The 15,086-nt window shown below is 72.4% G+C and carries 16 protein-coding genes; 2 read left to right on the top strand and 14 right to left on the bottom strand.

All coding sequences use genetic code 11. The features are described from left to right. Nucleotides 1-39 precede the first annotated feature (39 nt). A complete protein-coding gene (locus tag Q9250_RS02995) occupies nt 40-1,056 on the bottom strand; it encodes a glycerophosphodiester phosphodiesterase family protein (RefSeq protein WP_306233092.1) in 1,017 nt (338 codons plus the stop codon). A 72-nt stretch (nt 1,057-1,128) separates the two neighbouring features. Between Q9250_RS02995 and Q9250_RS02990 the strand changes: the two genes are divergently transcribed. Together Q9250_RS02990 and Q9250_RS02985 are read left to right on the top strand one after the other, a co-directional pair. Next, nucleotides 1,129-2,178: a Bax inhibitor-1/YccA family protein gene (locus Q9250_RS02990; RefSeq protein WP_422665067.1), complete on the top strand. Its 1,050-nt coding sequence runs from the start codon at nt 1,129-1,131 to the stop codon at nt 2,176-2,178. Nucleotides 2,179-2,251: 73 nt separating this feature from the next. Continuing rightward, entirely contained in the window at nt 2,252-2,641 is a 390-nt protein-coding gene (locus Q9250_RS02985; protein ID WP_306233090.1) for an iron chaperone, read from the top strand. A gap of 28 nt (nt 2,642-2,669) precedes the next feature. Here Q9250_RS02985 and Q9250_RS02980 read toward each other — a convergent pair whose 3' ends face one another. The 13 genes from Q9250_RS02980 to Q9250_RS02920 form a co-directional block, all read right to left on the bottom strand. Then, the gene (locus Q9250_RS02980) at nt 2,670-3,257 is read right to left on the bottom strand and encodes a class I SAM-dependent methyltransferase (RefSeq protein WP_306233089.1); all 588 of its coding nucleotides are present in this window, start codon (nt 3,255-3,257) and stop codon (nt 2,670-2,672) included. A gap of 5 nt (nt 3,258-3,262) precedes the next feature. Continuing rightward, nucleotides 3,263-3,661: a VOC family protein gene (locus tag Q9250_RS02975; RefSeq protein WP_306233088.1), complete on the bottom strand. Its 399-nt coding sequence runs from the start codon at nt 3,659-3,661 to the stop codon at nt 3,263-3,265. 98 nt (nt 3,662-3,759) lie between these two features. Beyond that, on the bottom strand, nt 3,760-4,746 hold the full coding sequence (locus Q9250_RS02970) for a bile acid:sodium symporter family protein (protein ID WP_306233087.1): 987 nt from the start codon (nt 4,744-4,746) through the stop codon (nt 3,760-3,762). 105 nt (nt 4,747-4,851) lie between these two features. After that, nucleotides 4,852-5,307, bottom strand: coding sequence for a Fe-S cluster assembly sulfur transfer protein SufU (gene sufU, locus Q9250_RS02965; protein WP_306233086.1), 456 nt, complete (start codon nt 5,305-5,307; stop codon nt 4,852-4,854). Next, complete coding sequence (locus tag Q9250_RS02960; RefSeq protein ID WP_306233085.1) at nt 5,307-6,611, bottom strand: SufS family cysteine desulfurase; 1,305 nt, start codon at nt 6,609-6,611, stop codon at nt 5,307-5,309. Before Q9250_RS02960 ends, sufU begins: the two co-directional genes overlap by 1 nt. 59 nt (nt 6,612-6,670) lie before the next feature. Next, nucleotides 6,671-7,969: an RNA polymerase sigma factor gene (locus tag Q9250_RS02955; RefSeq protein WP_306233084.1), complete on the bottom strand. Its 1,299-nt coding sequence runs from the start codon at nt 7,967-7,969 to the stop codon at nt 6,671-6,673. Between the two features lie 4 nt (nt 7,970-7,973). Beyond that, nucleotides 7,974-8,423, bottom strand: coding sequence for a YciI family protein (locus tag Q9250_RS02950; protein ID WP_306233083.1), 450 nt, complete (start codon nt 8,421-8,423; stop codon nt 7,974-7,976). Nucleotides 8,424-8,515: 92 nt separating this feature from the next. Continuing rightward, a complete protein-coding gene (locus Q9250_RS02945) occupies nt 8,516-9,169 on the bottom strand; it encodes a hypothetical protein (protein WP_306233082.1) in 654 nt (217 codons plus the stop codon). Between the two features lie 126 nt (nt 9,170-9,295). Beyond that, nucleotides 9,296-9,997, bottom strand: coding sequence for a hypothetical protein (locus Q9250_RS02940; RefSeq protein WP_306233081.1), 702 nt, complete (start codon nt 9,995-9,997; stop codon nt 9,296-9,298). Between the two features lie 307 nt (nt 9,998-10,304). Next, nucleotides 10,305-11,876, bottom strand: a complete 1,572-nt coding sequence (guaA, locus tag Q9250_RS02935; protein WP_306233080.1) for a glutamine-hydrolyzing GMP synthase — start codon at nt 11,874-11,876, stop codon at nt 10,305-10,307. Beyond that, a complete protein-coding gene (locus Q9250_RS02930) occupies nt 11,877-12,401 on the bottom strand; it encodes a DUF3817 domain-containing protein (RefSeq protein ID WP_306233079.1) in 525 nt (174 codons plus the stop codon). Between the two features lie 10 nt (nt 12,402-12,411). Beyond that, entirely contained in the window at nt 12,412-13,260 is an 849-nt protein-coding gene (locus Q9250_RS02925) for an SURF1 family cytochrome oxidase biogenesis protein (RefSeq protein WP_306233078.1), read from the bottom strand. A gap of 25 nt (nt 13,261-13,285) precedes the next feature. Next, nucleotides 13,286-15,073, bottom strand: a complete 1,788-nt coding sequence (locus tag Q9250_RS02920) for a glycerol-3-phosphate dehydrogenase/oxidase (protein WP_306233077.1) — start codon at nt 15,071-15,073, stop codon at nt 13,286-13,288. Nucleotides 15,074-15,086: the final 13 nt, after the last annotated feature.

Raw genomic sequence — 15,086 nt, 5'->3', positions numbered from 1 at the left:
CGGCAGGTGAACGGCGCGGGAACGCGAGCGGCGCTGCCGCTATCGGGCCGCGAGCGCGATGCGCCGCCACAGGTCGGGGTGGTCGGCGAACACCGCCTCGAGCCCGAGCCCGGCGAGCATCGACCACTCGGTGGTCCAATCGCCCCAGGCGCCGTCGGCGTCGCCGAGGCGGTGCTCCGGCTCGAGGAAGCGGTTCTCGGGCCGCAGCGTCCAGGTGATCGTGCCGAGCCCCGCGGCGCGGGCGCGCTCGGCGAGATCGCTCGTGCGCAGCCGCCCGTCCACCCGCTCGAACAGCACGGCCTTGTCGACGCTGATCGCATCGACCCGCTGCGCGAGGGCCGCGAGTGCCGCGTCGGTGCGCTGCTCGGCATAGGTGGGTGGCGTCTGACGGGCACCGGCGGATGCCTCCCCACGGGCCACGACGTCGGCCGCCAGATCCGCCGCGGTGCCGCCGTCCCCCATCAGGTAGACGAGTCGGGCCTCGACGCCGCGATCCCGCACCTCGTGGAGCACGGTCTCCTCGAAGGACTCGACGATGAGGCGCCCGCTGGAGATCCAGTGGGTGCCGGTCACCGCATCCGCCAGCATCGCGTCGAGCGGGAGGCCGAGGGCGGCGTGGTGGGTGGCGTGCTTGAGCTCGGCGACGACGTCGAGGCCGGTCTCGTCGGCGATCGCCAGCAGCTCGTCGAAGCGCAGCACGCGGTCGCGGCCGTCGAGGCGGGCGCCGAGCGGGCGCAGCTGCGGCAGCCGTTCGCGGGCGCGCAGCGTCGCGACCTCGGCCCAGGTGAAGTCCTCGACGAACCAGCCTTCGAGCTGCCAGCCGTCGATCGTCTGCATCCGGCGACGGTCGGCGAACTCGGGACGGCTCGCCACGTCGGTCGTCTCGCCCAGCTCGTTGTCGTGGCGCACCACGAGCACGCCGTCGCGGGTCGCGACCAGGTCGGGCTCGACCGCGTCGGCGCCGAGCGCGGCGGCCAGTCGCACGGCGGTCTCGGTGTGCTCGGGAGCCCAGCCGGAGGCTCCGCGATGGGCGATGAGTCGGGTGGGCTGCTGCACGGCGGCAGGCTAGCCGTGGCAGGTGTCGTGCGCCTGCGGCGAACGCGCCCGCCTGCCCAGCGGATTCATGGCATGAGTCGATACCCTGAGCGCGTCCGCCCTCGCGGCGGCCGCACGATCTCGACAGGAGCACTTCCCTTGGCAGGCAATCCCGCGTTCCGCAACTCGCCCGCGTTCACGGAGAACGCGCAGCGTGCAGCCCAGGCCACCCCCGCCGGTGGCCAGCAGCCCTACGGCCAGGCGCCCTACGGTCAGCAGCCCTATGGCCAGCCGCAGCAGTACGGCCAGCAGCCCTACGGCCAGCCGATGCAGTACGGCCAGCAGCCCTACGGCCAGCAGCCGGGCATGCCGACGCCCGAGCAGCTCCAGCAGCAGTACAACGCCCCCTCGGCCGGACCGCTCGAGACCGAGCGCCTGACCTACGACGGCGTCATCACGAAGACGGTCATGACGCTCGGCGTCACGGCGATCGGCTTCGTCATCACGCTCGGCATGCTGCTCTTCACGGGCACCTCGGCTCCGTTCTACGTGCTCACCTACGGCGGCGCGCTGGTCGGCTTCGTGCTCGCGCTCGTCAACATCTTCAAGAAGGAGCCGAGCCCGGCGCTCGTGCTCGGCTACGCGGCGGCGCAGGGCCTGTTCCTGGGTGGCTTCTCGGGGCTGCTCGAGTTCGGCGGCATCGGCGGCCAGCCGATGACCGGCATCATCTTCCAGGCGCTGCTCGCCACTGCCTGCGTGATCGCCGCGACGCTCGCGCTCTACGCGTTCCGCATCGTGCGCACCTCGCCGAAGATGAACAAGATCTTCTTCATCGTGATCATCGGCTACGGCCTGTTCTCGATCGCCAACTTCGTCGGCATGCTCGTCGCACCGTCGGGCATGTTCGGCTGGCGCAGCTCGGTCGAGATCATGGGCATCCCGCTCGGCGTCATCCTCGGAGTGCTCGCGGTGGTGCTCGGCGCCTACTCGCTGGTCATGGACTTCGAGGGCATCGAGATGGGCGTCAAGCGCGGCGTGCACAAGAAGTACGGCTGGTCGGCTGCGTTCGGCCTCACGATGACGATCATCTGGCTCTACGTCGAGATCCTCCGCATCATCGCGATCCTGCGCAGCAACAACTAAGCGGTCTCAGCACTGCGCAAGGAAGGGCTCCGGCATCTGTCGGAGCCCTTCCTCGTTGCGCCACACTGTGCGCATGAGCGAGCAGCGCATAAGCGAGCAGCCCGAGGGCGAACAGCCGAGCACCGTCGACGCCTACATCGCCGCCTACTCCCCCGAGATCGCCGAGCGCCTGCAGCTGGTGCGCGAGGCCATCGTCGCCGAGGTGCCCGAGCCTGAGGAGCGGATGCGCTACGGCATCGCCGCGGTCATGCTGGGCGGCCGCTACGCCCTGCACTTCGCCGGCTGGCGCAAGCACATCGGCCTGTACCCCGTGCCCACGCTGCCGGCCGACCTCGAGGCCGAGGTCGCACCGCTGCGCTCCGCGAAGGACACGGTCGTGCTCAAGCACGCGCTGCCGCTGCCGACCGAGCTGGTCGGCCGCATCACCGCAGCGATCGTCGCGCTGCGCGCGCAGGCCTCGTAGCTGCGCGGTTCGAGGGCGACGGGCGCTCCTACGCCCGCAACCGCATCCGGAACCACATCGGCTCGGTGCGGTCGAGCGGCCAGCCGAGCCCGGTGGTCGGAGCGGGCTCGGCCGAGACGAGCTGCCAGTCGGCGAAGGCCTCCTCCACCTGGCCTCGCGAGACCCCCTCATAGCTGAACCACACCTGACCGAAGGCGAGCATGAGGAGCGTCGCTCCGGGGCTCGCGAGCGCCGTGATGCTGCGCGCTGCCGCCGAGCGCTGGGCCGAGCCCAGCGTCTGGAAGCAGCCGATGTCGACGAAGTGCTCGAAGCGGCCGAGCGAGGCCGGCAGCCGCGTCACGTCGGCCACCTCGAAGCGCGCGCCGGAGCGGTCATGGCCGCGCGCGTGCTCGACCGCCGACGGCACGAGGTCGATGCCGACCGCCTCCCAGCCGCGCTCGGCGAGCTTGGGCGTCTGCATGCCCCGACCGCAGCCGATGTCGAGCGCGCGGCCCGGCGGCGTCGGCCACTCGGCGCGCTCGCGGTCGAACGCGGCCTCGATCTGGGGGCCGGCCCCGGAGCCGTAGCGCTCCCAGGGCCGGATGCCCAGGCGGTAGAGAGCCGGGTAGACGCCCATGGCGGCTACTGGTCGCGGCTGGAGAGCACGCAGAACTCGTTGCCGTCGATGTCGGCGAGCACCGTCCACGAGACGTCCGGCCCTTGGCCGATGTCGACGCGCTTCGCGCCCAGCGCCTCGAGCCGAGCGATCTCCGCGTCGCGGTCGTCGGTGGTGTGCGGCGCGAAGTCCATGTGGATGCGGTTCTTGGTCTGCTTCTCGTGGTCGACCCGCACGAACACGAGGCCCGGCGGCACCTGGTGGAACTCGAGCTTCGACGACAGCTCACGTGCCCACTTCGGCACCGCGACGGCCTCGTCGGGGGTGTCGAAGATGACCTCCCAGTCGAGCGCCTCGGCCCACCAGCGGGCCAGCCTCGACACATCCGTCGTCTCGATCACGTTCGAATACCAGCGCAGCCCCATCGCCGCCTCCTCTGCCCGTCGCGGGCAAGGCTACGCCCCGCCGCCCATCCGGGTGAGACCCAGGATCGGCGGCGGGGCGCGGCGACGAGGCGGTGGCGTCAGCTGGCGACCGGCTGCTCCTCGAGCGGCTGGGCGGCAGCGGTGTCCTTCGGCGGGCGGCGCGACCAGTACGAAGCGAGCAGCGAGCCCGAGATGTTGTGCCAGACGGAGAAGATCGCGCCCGGCAGCGCCGCCTCGGGCGAGAAGTGCGTGCGGGCGAGACCGGCGGCGAGGCCGGAGTTCTGCATGCCCACCTCGATCGCGACCGCGCGCTGCGCTGAGGTGTCGAGCCCGACGGCCTTCGCGGCCACGAAGCCCAGTCCGTAGCCGATCGTGTTGTGCAGGATGACGACGACCGCGACCAGCAGACCCACGGTGAGGATCGTCGCGGCGGAGCCGGCGACGACGGCGACGACGATGAGCGTGATGCCGACGACCGAGACGAGCGGCAGCCAGGGCAGCACCGCCTTGACGACCTTCGGCAGCAGCAGGCGCAGCACGACGCCCGCGATCACCGGGAGCAGCACGATGAAGATGATCGACTGGAACAGCTGCCAGGCGTCGACCGGCAGGTAGGAGCCCGCGAGCCACAGCACCAGCAGCGGGGTCAGCACCGGCGCGAGCATCGTCGAGGCGGTGGTCATCGCCACCGAGAGCGCGGTGTCGCCCTTCGCGAGGTAGACCATGACGTTCGACGACGTGCCGCCGGGCGCGGAGCCGACCAGCACCACACCGACGAGCAGCTCGGGCGGCAGCTGGAAGGCCAGCGCGAGACCGATCGCGGTGAGCGGCATGATCACGTACTGCGCGACGACGCCGATGGCGAAGGCCTTGGGCTTCTTGGCGATGACCTTGAAGTCGACCGGCTGCAGGGTCAGGCCCATGCCGAGCATGATGACGCCCAGCAGCGTGTTCACCCACGGCAGGATCGGCAGGCCGATCGGGGGGAACGCGATCGCGAGGGCGCCGGCGACGATGACGATCGCGGGGAACCAGGTGCCGGCGAGGCGACCCACGCGCTCGCCGACCGAAGTGGTGCTGGACATATCTGACCTCCTGAGGGAACTCCCATCCCATCACAGGTGCCATGCCCGCACAGGTGCCATGCCCGCACAGGTGCATGCCCGCTCAGTGCCATGCCCCCTCAGGGGTCAGCGCAGCTCGATCTCCCGCAGCGCCTCTTCCAGCGCCACCCACGCGAGCATCGCGCACTTCACCCGCATCGGGAACTTCGCGACGCCGGCGAACGCGACCGCATCGCCCAGCAGCTCCTCGTCGGGCTCCGCAGCGCCGCGCGAGCGCAGCAGCTCGCGGAGCGCCTCGATCCGCTCGTGCGCCTCGGCGACCGTCAGCCCGGGCGCCTCCTCGGCGAGCACCGAGGCCGAGGCCTGCGAGATCGAGCATCCCTGCCCCTGCCAGCCGAGCGCATCCACCCGGGCCTGCGGGCCCGTGCCGTCGAGGCGCACCCGCAGCCGGATCTCGTCGCCGCAGGTCGGGTTCTTGAGGTAGCGCTCGGCGTCGAACGGGTCGAGCACCGCGTCGCCCGCGCGGCGCTTCGCGTGCTCGAGGATCAGCTCCTGATAGAGGCCGGCGAGGGGATCGGCCATCAGACGGCTCCGAAGTAGGCGCGCACGCCCGAGAGGGCGTCGAGGAAGCGGTCGACCTCGTCGTCGGTCGTGTAGAGGTAGGTGGATGCGCGGGTCGTCGCGGCGACGCCGAGGCGACGGTGCAGCGGCTGGGCGCAGTGGTGGCCGACCCGGGCCGCGATGCCGGCGGCGTCGAGCACCTGACCGACGTCGTGCGCGTGCACGCCGTCGACGACGACGCTCGCCAGGCCCGCGCGCTCGCTGCCGGGGCGGGGCCCGACCAGCCGCACGCCGGGGATCGTGACGGCGCCGGCGGCGAGCCGCTCGCCGAGGGCGACCTCATGACGCTCGATCGCGGCCATGCCGACCGCCTCGAGGTAGTCGACCGCGGCGGCGAGGCCGACGATCGACGCGACCGGCTGCGTGCCGGCCTCGAACTTCTGGGGCGCCGGCAGGTACTCGCGCTCGGTCATGGTGACGGTGGTGATCATCGACCCGCCCACGCGCGCCGGCGGCAGCGCGGCGCCGAGCGCCTCGCTGAGGTACAGCACGCCGATGCCGCCGGGGCCGAGCATCTTGTGGCTCGAGAAGGCGGCCGCGTCGACGCCGAGCGCACCCAGGTCGACCGGGCGGTGCGGCACCGACTGGCAGGCGTCGAGCACGACCAGCGCGCCGACCGCGTGGGCGGCGGCGACGATGCGCTCGACCGGCGCGATCTGCCCGGTGACGTTCGACACGTGGGCGACCGCGACGACCCGGGTGCGCTCCGTGATCAGCGCGAGCAGCGCATCCGCCGACCAGACGCCGTCGTCGTCGACCTCCACCCAGCGCAGCCGAGCGCCGGTCTCGTCGGCGAGCCGCTGCCAGGGCAGCAGGTTGGCGTGGTGCTCGGCCTCGGTGACGACGATCTCGTCGCCCTCGCGGATGCGGAGGGTCGGGTCGGTCGCGGAGCCCCCGTCTGCAGCCGCACGGTTGGCCTCGGCGAGCGACAGCGCGACGGTGTTGAGCGCATCCGTGGCGTTCATGGCCCAGGAGATCTGGGTCGGGCGCGCGCCGACGAAGCGGGCGATGCGCTCGCGCGCCTCCTCGTAGTCGACGGTCGCGAGCGCCGCGAGCGTGTGCGCGCCGCGGTGCACGGCGGCGTTGCGCTGCGTGCGGAACGCCCACTCGGCCTCGAGCACCTGGCGCGGCTGCTGGCTGGTGGCGCCGGAGTCGAGGTAGACGAGCGGCACGCCCGCCGGCTGCTCGGCGAGGATCGGGAAGTCGGCGCGCAGCAGCTGGATGCGCTCCTCGGTCAGCGCGGGCTCGGTTCGGGTCGTCGTCACGGCATCCAAGGGTAGTAGCCCAACCGATCACCCCCATATGCGATGACGCGGGATGCGCCTCAGCGGCCGGCGGCGGCCTTCGCCAGCAGCACGGCGCGCTCGCGCTCGTTCTGCGTGCGCGCGGCGGCGAGCGCGAACGCCTCGCGCGCCTCGTCGTCGCGGCCGAGCCTCGCGAGCACCTCGCCCCGCACCGACGGCAGCAGGTGGCCGACCGCGAGCGCCCGCTCGCCCGCCAGCGCGTCGACGATCGCGAGCGCCGCCGCAGGCCCGTCGGCCATCGACACGGCGACCGCACGGTTCAGCGCCACCACCGGTGACGGGGCGATCCGCAGCAGCGCGTCGTAGGCGGCGACGATGCGCGGCCAGTCGGTCGCGGCGAAGTCGGATGCGTCGGCGTGCGTCTGCGCGATCGCCGCCTGGAGCGCGTAGGGGCCGAGGCCGCGGCCGAACCCCTCGGCACGGGCGAGCGCCGCGCTCCCCCGCCGGATGGCGCCCCGATCCCATCGGCGCCGATCCTGGTCGGCGAGCAGCACGGGCTCGCCGTGCGCGTCGATGCGCGCCGGGAAGCGCGCCACGGTCAGCTCGAGCAGCGCCAGCAGCCCGTGCACCTCGGACTCGTCGGGCTGCAGCGCGGCCAGCTGGCGCGCGAGCCTGATGGCCTCGAGCGACAGCTCGGGCCGCATCCAGTCGTCGCCCGCGGTCGCGGCGTGGCCCTCGGTGAAGATCGCGTAGATCACGCCCAGCACGGCGCCGAGGCGCGCGGTGCGCTCCGCCCGCGGCGGCGTCTCGAACGGCACCTCGGCCTCGGCTAGCGCCTGCTTGGCGCGCACGATGCGCTGCTGGATCGTCGCGACCGGCACCAGGAAGGCGCGGGCGATCTCCGTCGTCTCGAGCCCGGCGACGACCCGCAGCGTGAGCGCGACCCGCGCCTGGGCGCTCAGCACCGGGTGGCAGGCGGTGAAGACGAGCCGCAGCACGTCGTCGTCGATCTCGTCCGGATCCCAGGGCACCGCATCCGCCCCCGCCTGCTCCTGGCGCTCCAGGTCACGACCGAGCGCCGCGACCCGCTGGTCGAGGCGCTCCTGCCGCCGCCAGTGGTCGATCGCCTTGCGCTTGGCGACCGCGGTGAGCCATGCCGCCCCGTTCCGGGGCACGCCCTGCGTCGGCCACTGGGCCAACGCATCCGCGAGCGCGTCCTGCCCGAGGTCCTCCGCGAGCGCGAAGTCGCCGGTGAAGCGGGTGAGGGTGGCGACGATGCGGGCCGATTCGATGCGCCAGACCGCGACGACGGCGCGCCGGGCGGAGTCCTCCGCTCGGCGCGCCGTCTCGTCGGCCGTCACCGCGTCGCCCGGCGTCATCGGGTCAGCCCGCGCTGCCGCCGGGGGTGCTCGCGGCTCGGCGTGCGGCCTCCTCCTCGCGCCAGCCCTCCTCCTTCTGGATCCACTCGTTGTCGGCCGGGAAGTCGTCGACGCCCTGCACGCGGCGCACCTCGAGCTTCGAGCCGGGCCCCAGCGGGCAGCGCTTCGCCCACTCGGCGGCCTCCTCCTTCGACGAGACCTCGAGGATCCAGAAGCCGTTGAAGAGCTCCTTCGTCTCGCCGTACGGGCCGTCGGTGACCAGCGGCGGGTCGGCGCTGAAGTCGACGACGAAGCCCTCGCTGGCGTCGCTGAGGCCCTCGCCGGCGGTCAGCACGCCGGCGTCGATCATCGACTCGTTGTACTTCCCCATCGCCTCGATGACCTGCTCGAAGGGGATCTGCTTGTACGCCTCGACGGCCTCGTCGGTCGCGCGCATGATGAGCATGTACTGCATGGTTCGGCTCCTTGTTCGGCGGGTCGGTCTCGACCCTCTCACTCAGGACGTCGAACGGGAACGCTCTCGATCGACATCGCCGTCGAACTGCTTCAGGCCGCCTTCGCCGAGGCCGACGCGATGTACCAGCCGGCGCCGATCGCGGCGGCGGCGATGATGTTCGACGGCAGCGTCCCGAGCGACGAGATCGCGGCGGCGACGAACAGCAGCACGAGCGCGAAGACGAGCTGCACGGCCGCGACCCTGCGCACCTGGCCGAGGGCGCGCATCCGCAGGGCGCCGAAGGCGAGCCCGCCCGAGACCGCCGTCAGCAGCGCCGGCAGCATCGCCCGCTCCACCCACATCGCGATGCGCGACGCCTCGATCGTGACTCCGGATGCGTCGTGTCGCGCGGCGTCGACGAGCAGCAGCCCGCAGATGATCAGGGTGGGCGCGACGGCGAGCACGGCGAACGTGGCGATCTGGCCGGCGCGCTCCTCCGGCGCCTCCCAGGTGGCGCGCACGATCAGCCACGACCAGCCGAGCGCGAGCCCGCCCAGCACGATGATGCCGACGGCGGGCCAGACGAGCACCGCCTGGTCGTCGCAGAACCAGTCGCGGCCGGCGAGCTCGCAGCCGAAGCGCAGCCGCTGCTGCAGCCAGCTCGCGGGCGACAGCCCCACGAGCACGCTGGCGCCGAACCCGATCACCAGCGTCCAGAGGGCGGCGGCTCGGGCCGCGCGGCGGCGTGCCCCGTGCAGCGTCATGCCCCCATCATGCCCCCGGCGGACGAGCCGCGCATGCTCGCCGAAGCCGACGCCTGCCTGCGCGCATCTCGACAGGGAGCCCACCGCGCAGCAGGTAGCCGTGTGCGACTCCCTGTCGGGCGCCCACTACCTGCCGTCTGGCACGACCGCGACTGCCTGCCCGGTCGCCGAGGCGACCCGCCCGACGGCGAGGGCGATCGCTGCTCCGCCCACGGCGAGCGCGAGCGTACCCCCGAGCGAGGGCACGCTCGAGACCAGCAGCAGAGCGGGACCGGCGTAGGCGAGGCCGGTCACGACGGCGGTCGAATGCCCACGCAGGAGCAGCGCGCAGGCGACCGCGGTCGAGAGCGCACCCAGTGCCGCCAGCACCATCGGCACGGCGGCGTAGGTCGTCCAGAGGCCGACGCTCGACTCCGGGGGAAGCACTCCGCCCGAGCTCGCGATGCTCTCGTCGGTCGACTGCGCGAGCGGCAGCAGCAGCAGGCACGTCACGACGGCCGGCAGCGCGGCTGCGAGACCGGAGACCGGGAGGAGCCACCGAGCAGATGTCGCGGCGCGCACGCCGATGCCGGCGATCAGCAGAGCGACCCCGCACAGCACCAGCATGCCGACGCCGGGCATGAGCAGCATCAGCCCGTCCCCGCACATCCACTCGCCCGGCTCATCGCCCATCGCTCCGAACCAGCAGCCGAAGCGCAGCGCGTCGCGCAGCCATCCGACGGCCGTGAACGCGAGCAGCGGCGCCAGCACCGCTGCGCCGCCCAACAACCACCAGGCGAGCACCCGCGCGTCGCGCACTGAGCCCGCCGATCCCATGCCACCGATCATGCCGCACCTCCCTGGCTCGGCAACGGATGGAGCCGGTCGTTCCAGCGCCTGCGCGCGCCCAAGTCCACAGGTAGCCCTCCGCCCGACAGGCGGCGGCGCGCGAATCCCCGCCGGGCACCCGGCTGCCCGCCGCCTGTCGGCACCGCGAGCGCCCGCCCGGCCTCCCTGCACGCCCACCCAGCGAGCGCTGGTCGCGCTCGCCGCGGGGTGCGAGTTATGGCGATGGCCGGATGCCCCACAGGGGCGTCCGGCCATCGTCATTGTCTGAGCTGAGGAGCGGCGAGCGCGACCAGCGCGCTACCGCCCCCTACTCCCACTCGATGGTCCCCGGCGGCTTCGACGTCACGTCGAGCACGACCCGGTTCACCTCGGGCACCTCGTTGGTGATGCGGTTCGAGATCTTCGCGAGCACGTCGTAGGGCAGGCGCGTCCAGTCGGCGGTCATCGCGTCCTCCGACGAGACGGGCCGCAGCACGATCGGGTGCCCGTAGGTGCGGCCATCGCCCTGCACGCCCACCGAGCGCACGTCGGCGAGCAGCACCACCGGGCACTGCCAGATCTCGTCGTCGAGACCGGCGGCCGACAGCTCGGCGCGAGCGATCGCATCCGCCCGCCGCAGCGTGTCGAGCCGCTCCTCGGTGACCTCGCCGATGATGCGGATGCCGAGGCCGGGGCCGGGGAAGGGCTGGCGGCCGACGATCACCTCGGGCAGGCCGAGCTCGCGGCCGATGGCGCGCACCTCGTCCTTGAACAGCGCCCGCAGCGGCTCGATGAGCCGGAACTGCAGGTCGTCGGGCAGGCCGCCGACGTTGTGGTGGCTCTTGATGTTGGCGGTGCCGCTGCCGCCGCCCGACTCGACCACGTCGGGGTAGAGCGTGCCCTGCACGAGCCAGCGGATCGGCTCGCCGTCGGCCGCGGCCTCGGCGGCCAGGTCGCGCTCGGCCTGCTCGAAGGCGCGGATGAACTCGCGCCCGATGATCTTGCGCTTCTCCTCGGGGTCGGTCACCCCGGCGAGCGCCGCCATGAAGCGCTCGCGCGCATCCACGGTCACGAGCCGCACGCCGGTGGAGGCGACGTAGTCCTGCTCGACCTGCTCGCGCTCGTCCTGCCGCAGCAGGCCGTGGTCGACGAAGATGCAGACCAGCTGGTCGCCGATCGCCTCGTGCACGAGCGCGGCCGCGACGGCCGAGTCGACGCCGCCCGAGAGGCCGCAGATGACGCGGTCGGTGCCGACCTGCTCGCGTATGCGCGCGACCTGCTCCTCGATGATCGAGCCCGAGTCCCAGTCGCCCGGCAGGCCCGCGATGTCGTGCAGGAACGACTCGAGCACGCGCTGCCCGTGCTCGGAGTGCTTGACCTCCGGGTGCCACTGCACTCCGGCCATCCGCCGCTCCCGATTCTCGAACGCGGCGACCGGGGTGTCGACGGTGCTCGCCAGCACCGTGAACCCCTCCGGAGCCTGCGCGACCGAGTCGCCGTGACTCATCCACACCGTCTGCGCGTCGGGCTGGCCGTTCAGCAGCGCACCGCCGCCGTCGACCGTCATCGCCGTCGAGCCGTACTCGCGGTTGCCGGTCTTCGCGACGGTGCCGCCGAGCTGCGCCGCCATCACCTGGAAGCCGTAGCAGATGCCGAACGTCGGCACTCCGAGCTCGAGGATGTCCTCGTCGAGCCGTGGCGCGCCCTCGGCGTAGACGCTCGACGGGCCGCCGGAGAGCACGATCGCCGCGGGATCCTTGGCGCGCACCTCCTCGGCGGTGATCGTCGAGGGCACGATCTCGCTGTACACGTCGGCCTCGCGCACGCGGCGCGCGATGAGCTGCGCGTACTGGGCGCCGAAGTCGACCACGAGCACGGGCCGCTGAGCGGTGTCGGACATTCAGGCCTCCTGGGGGGCGGAAACTGCGGATGCCTCGGCGCGGCTGGCCTTCTCGGCCTCGAGCCGCGCGAGGTCGCCCACGGCCGTGCGGTGCATCCGGCGCTCGACGAAGAACGACAGGAACGGCACGACGCCGCCGGCGGCCATCGCCAGCAGGCGCGGGAACGGCCAGCGCAGCAGGCTCCAGAGCCGGAAGGCTGCGACCAGGTAGACCACGTAGATCCAGCCGTGCACGATCAGGATCGCGAGCGAGATGTTGAAGCCGTCGCCGAGCGAGGCGATCTCGCAGCCCATGCCGCCGGGCACGAACATCGAGAACCACTGGCAGCCGGCCGCGGGCACGACGGCCTGCAGCGACAGCGGGCCGCCGGAGCCGCCAGCGAAGACCTCGACGTGGGTGGGCGAGTACTTCAGCACCATCTCGGTCACGAGCAGGAGCAGGAAGATGCCCGTCACCCACGACATCACGCGGTAGAAGCCGATGGCGGAGCGGATCTGCGGGAGCTGTTCGATAGGGCGCGGCACGCAGACCAGTCTACCGGCGCACCGATTCGCCGCTGCCGGCCGCAGCGGCTGCCGCCTCTGCCTGGGCGTCCTCGACGGCCTCGATCTCGCGCTCGTGCGCGTCCTTCACGAGCCGGTACCAGAGGTAGAAGGCGAACAGCATGAAGGCGATCCATTCGATCGCGTAGAAGATGTTCAGCACGTTGAGCTGCGCGTCGACCTCGGGCGGGGCCGACACGATCGGCTCCCCGGCACCGTCGAGGGCAGCGGATGCGGCTGCCGACGGCTCGTCGAGGATCGCGTACGACCCGTAGACCAGGCCGTTCCACTCCTGCCACTCGTTGATGAGCGCCGCGACGCTCATCGCCTCGCGGGTGTCGCCGCGGAGGTCGCCCATGGTGGGCGCCTCGGTGGGCATCAGGCGCGCGACCAGGTCTTGGGTCGCATCCGCCGTCCTGAGCTCGTCGACCAGCGCCTCGGCCTCGCCCGCGTCGGCGAACCACGCGATCGCCACCGGCAGCGAGGCGGGCTCGCCCGCCGGCTGCTCGACGAGCGCGCGGCCGATCACCCAGGTGCCGACCGCGTCGTGCTGCTTGCGGCCCGCGAGGGTGTCGAAGTCGTCGGCCACCCACGTGCCGGTGAACGAGACCATGCGGCCGCCCGCCTCGGTGGTGAGCGTCGACACCGGCTCGGCGACCGACTCGAGCGGCACTGCGGTCTCGGTGTCGCGCTGGTCGCTCTGCCCCTGCTCGACGGCCCGCTCGATCTGCCACTGGCCGAGCAGCGCGAAGACGCCCGCGACCAGGATGCAGAGCGCGAGCACGCCGATCCACCGGGGTCGGGTGGCGACATCCTTGAAGGTGGGGGCGGTGCTCGTCATGGGCACCGCTCAGTCTACCGGCCCGCTATGCGGCCGGCTCCGGTCGCGTGCGCACGGTGTCAGCCGTCGGCAGGGCGCTCAGCGGCACGATCTCCGGTGCCTCCGTGCGTGCCCGGTCGGCCGATTCGTCGTCGGGCAGCTCCTGGCTCGCGAGCTCGGCGGCGACGCGCTTGTTGTAGGTGTTGATCTCCTTCTCGACGCGCTCGTCGTCCCAGCCCAGCGCATCCGCCATGATCCGGGCGGCGACGGGAGCCGCCGCCACGCCGCGATCCCACGACTCGATCGAGATGCGGGTGCGGCGGGCGAGCACGTCGTCGAGGTGCAGGGCGCCCTCGTGGGTGCAGGCGTAGCGCACCTCGGCGCCCAGGTAGTCGTCGGCGCCCGGCAGCGGCTCGGCGAGCGACGGATCCTGCCGGATCATGTCGAGCAGCTCGTCGGTGAGCACGCCGTAGCGGTTCAGCAGGTGCTCGACCCGGGCCTTGTGCAGGCCGAAGGCGCGCGCGATCTTCGCCCGCTTGTTCCAGGCGGCGCGGTAGCCGGTGGCGCCCAGCAGCGGGATCTGCTCGGTGCAGGAGGCGGGCACCTTGCCGTCGATGGCGCTGACGGCCTCGTCGATCGCGTCCTTCGCCATCACCCGGTAGGTGGTCCACTTGCCGCCGGCGACGAGCACGAGTCCCGGCACGGTGTGCGAGACGTAGTGCTCGCGCGACAGGTTGGCGGTCGACTTGCCCTCGCCGGCCGCGGCCAGCAGCGGCCGCAGGCCCGCGTAGACGCCCTCGACGTCGGCGCGCGTGAGCTTCGTCGCGAGCACCTTGTTGACGTGGTCGAGGATGTAGTCGATGTCGGCGGCGGTCGCGGCCGGGTGGGCCTTGTCGAGGTTCCAGTCGGTGTCGGTCGTGCCGAGGATCCAGTGGCGGCCCCACGGGATGACGAAGAGCACGCTCTTCTCGGTGCGCAGGATCATGCCCATCTCGGAGTGGAAGCGGTCGCGCGGCACCACCAGGTGCACGCCCTTCGACGCGCGCACCTTGAACTCGCCGCGCTCGCCGACCATCGCCTGCGTCTCGCCCGTCCAGACACCGGTGGCGTTCACGACCTGCTTCGCCCGGATCTCGAACTGCTCGCCGGTCTCGTAGTCGTGCGCCTGCACGCCCACCACCCGCTCGCCGACCTTCAGGAAGCCCTCCGCGCGCACACGGCTGGCGACGTGGGCGCCGTAGAACGACGCGGTGCGGGCGAGCTCCGCCACGTAGCGGGCGTCGTCGACCTGCGCGTCGTAGTAGGTGAGGCCGCCGACGAACGCGTCGGGGTCGAGCGACGGGATCTGCTTCAGCACCTGCTTCTTCGTCAGGTGCCGGTGGATCGGCACGCCCGGCTTCATGAAGCCCGTGTAGCTGAAGAGGTCGTAGAGCGCCATGCCGGCGCCGATGTAGGCGCGCTCGACCAGCGGCTTGTCGAGCGGGTAGAGGAACCGCACCGGCTTGGCGAGGTGCGGGGCGATGCGCTGCAGCAGCAGGCCGCGCTCGATGAGCGCCTCGCGCACGAGCCCGAAGTTCATCTGCTCCAGGTAGCGGATGCCGCCGTGGATCAGCTTCGACGACCGGCTCGACGTGCCCGACGCGAAGTCGCGCGCCTCGATGAGGCCGACGCGCAGGCCGCGGGTGACGGCGTCGAGCGCCGCGCCGGTGCCGACGATGCCGCCGCCGATCACGAGGACATCGACCTCGCGCTCGCGCATCGAGCGCAGCGCGGCCGCGCGCTCCTCCGGGCCGAGCTTCCTCGAGCGGCTCACGCTGTTGGTGGTCTCCGACATGGCTCCTCCTTCA

The organism is Agrococcus beijingensis (assembly GCF_030758955.1).
Lineage (GTDB): Bacteria > Actinomycetota > Actinomycetes > Actinomycetales > Microbacteriaceae > Agrococcus > Agrococcus beijingensis.
The sequence above is the reverse complement of the archived record's forward strand: the minus strand, read 5'-3'. Positions and strand labels throughout refer to the sequence as shown.

What these genes read in the sequence shown, in the direction of transcription:
- Q9250_RS02990 (WP_422665067.1), top strand. Translation starts at nt 1,129, where the DNA reads ATGAGTCGATACCCTGAGCGCGTCCGCCCTCGCGGCGGCCGCACGATC.
- Q9250_RS02985 (WP_306233090.1), top strand. Translation starts at nt 2,252, where the DNA reads ATGAGCGAGCAGCGCATAAGCGAGCAGCCCGAGGGCGAACAGCCGAGC.
- Q9250_RS02980 (WP_306233089.1), bottom strand. Translation starts at nt 3,257, where the DNA reads ATGGGCGTCTACCCGGCTCTCTACCGCCTGGGCATCCGGCCCTGGGAG.
- Q9250_RS02975 (WP_306233088.1), bottom strand. Translation starts at nt 3,661, where the DNA reads ATGGGGCTGCGCTGGTATTCGAACGTGATCGAGACGACGGATGTGTCG.
- Q9250_RS02970 (WP_306233087.1), bottom strand. Translation starts at nt 4,746, where the DNA reads ATGTCCAGCACCACTTCGGTCGGCGAGCGCGTGGGTCGCCTCGCCGGC.
- sufU (WP_306233086.1), bottom strand. Translation starts at nt 5,307, where the DNA reads ATGGCCGATCCCCTCGCCGGCCTCTATCAGGAGCTGATCCTCGAGCAC.
- Q9250_RS02955 (WP_306233084.1), bottom strand. Translation starts at nt 7,969, where the DNA reads ATGACGCCGGGCGACGCGGTGACGGCCGACGAGACGGCGCGCCGAGCG.
- Q9250_RS02950 (WP_306233083.1), bottom strand. Translation starts at nt 8,423, where the DNA reads ATGCAGTACATGCTCATCATGCGCGCGACCGACGAGGCCGTCGAGGCG.
- Q9250_RS02945 (WP_306233082.1), bottom strand. Translation starts at nt 9,169, where the DNA reads ATGACGCTGCACGGGGCACGCCGCCGCGCGGCCCGAGCCGCCGCCCTC.
- Q9250_RS02940 (WP_306233081.1), bottom strand. Translation starts at nt 9,997, where the DNA reads ATGATCGGTGGCATGGGATCGGCGGGCTCAGTGCGCGACGCGCGGGTG.
- guaA (WP_306233080.1), bottom strand. Translation starts at nt 11,876, where the DNA reads ATGTCCGACACCGCTCAGCGGCCCGTGCTCGTGGTCGACTTCGGCGCC.
- Q9250_RS02925 (WP_306233078.1), bottom strand. Translation starts at nt 13,260, where the DNA reads ATGACGAGCACCGCCCCCACCTTCAAGGATGTCGCCACCCGACCCCGG.
- Q9250_RS02920 (WP_306233077.1), bottom strand. Translation starts at nt 15,073, where the DNA reads ATGTCGGAGACCACCAACAGCGTGAGCCGCTCGAGGAAGCTCGGCCCG.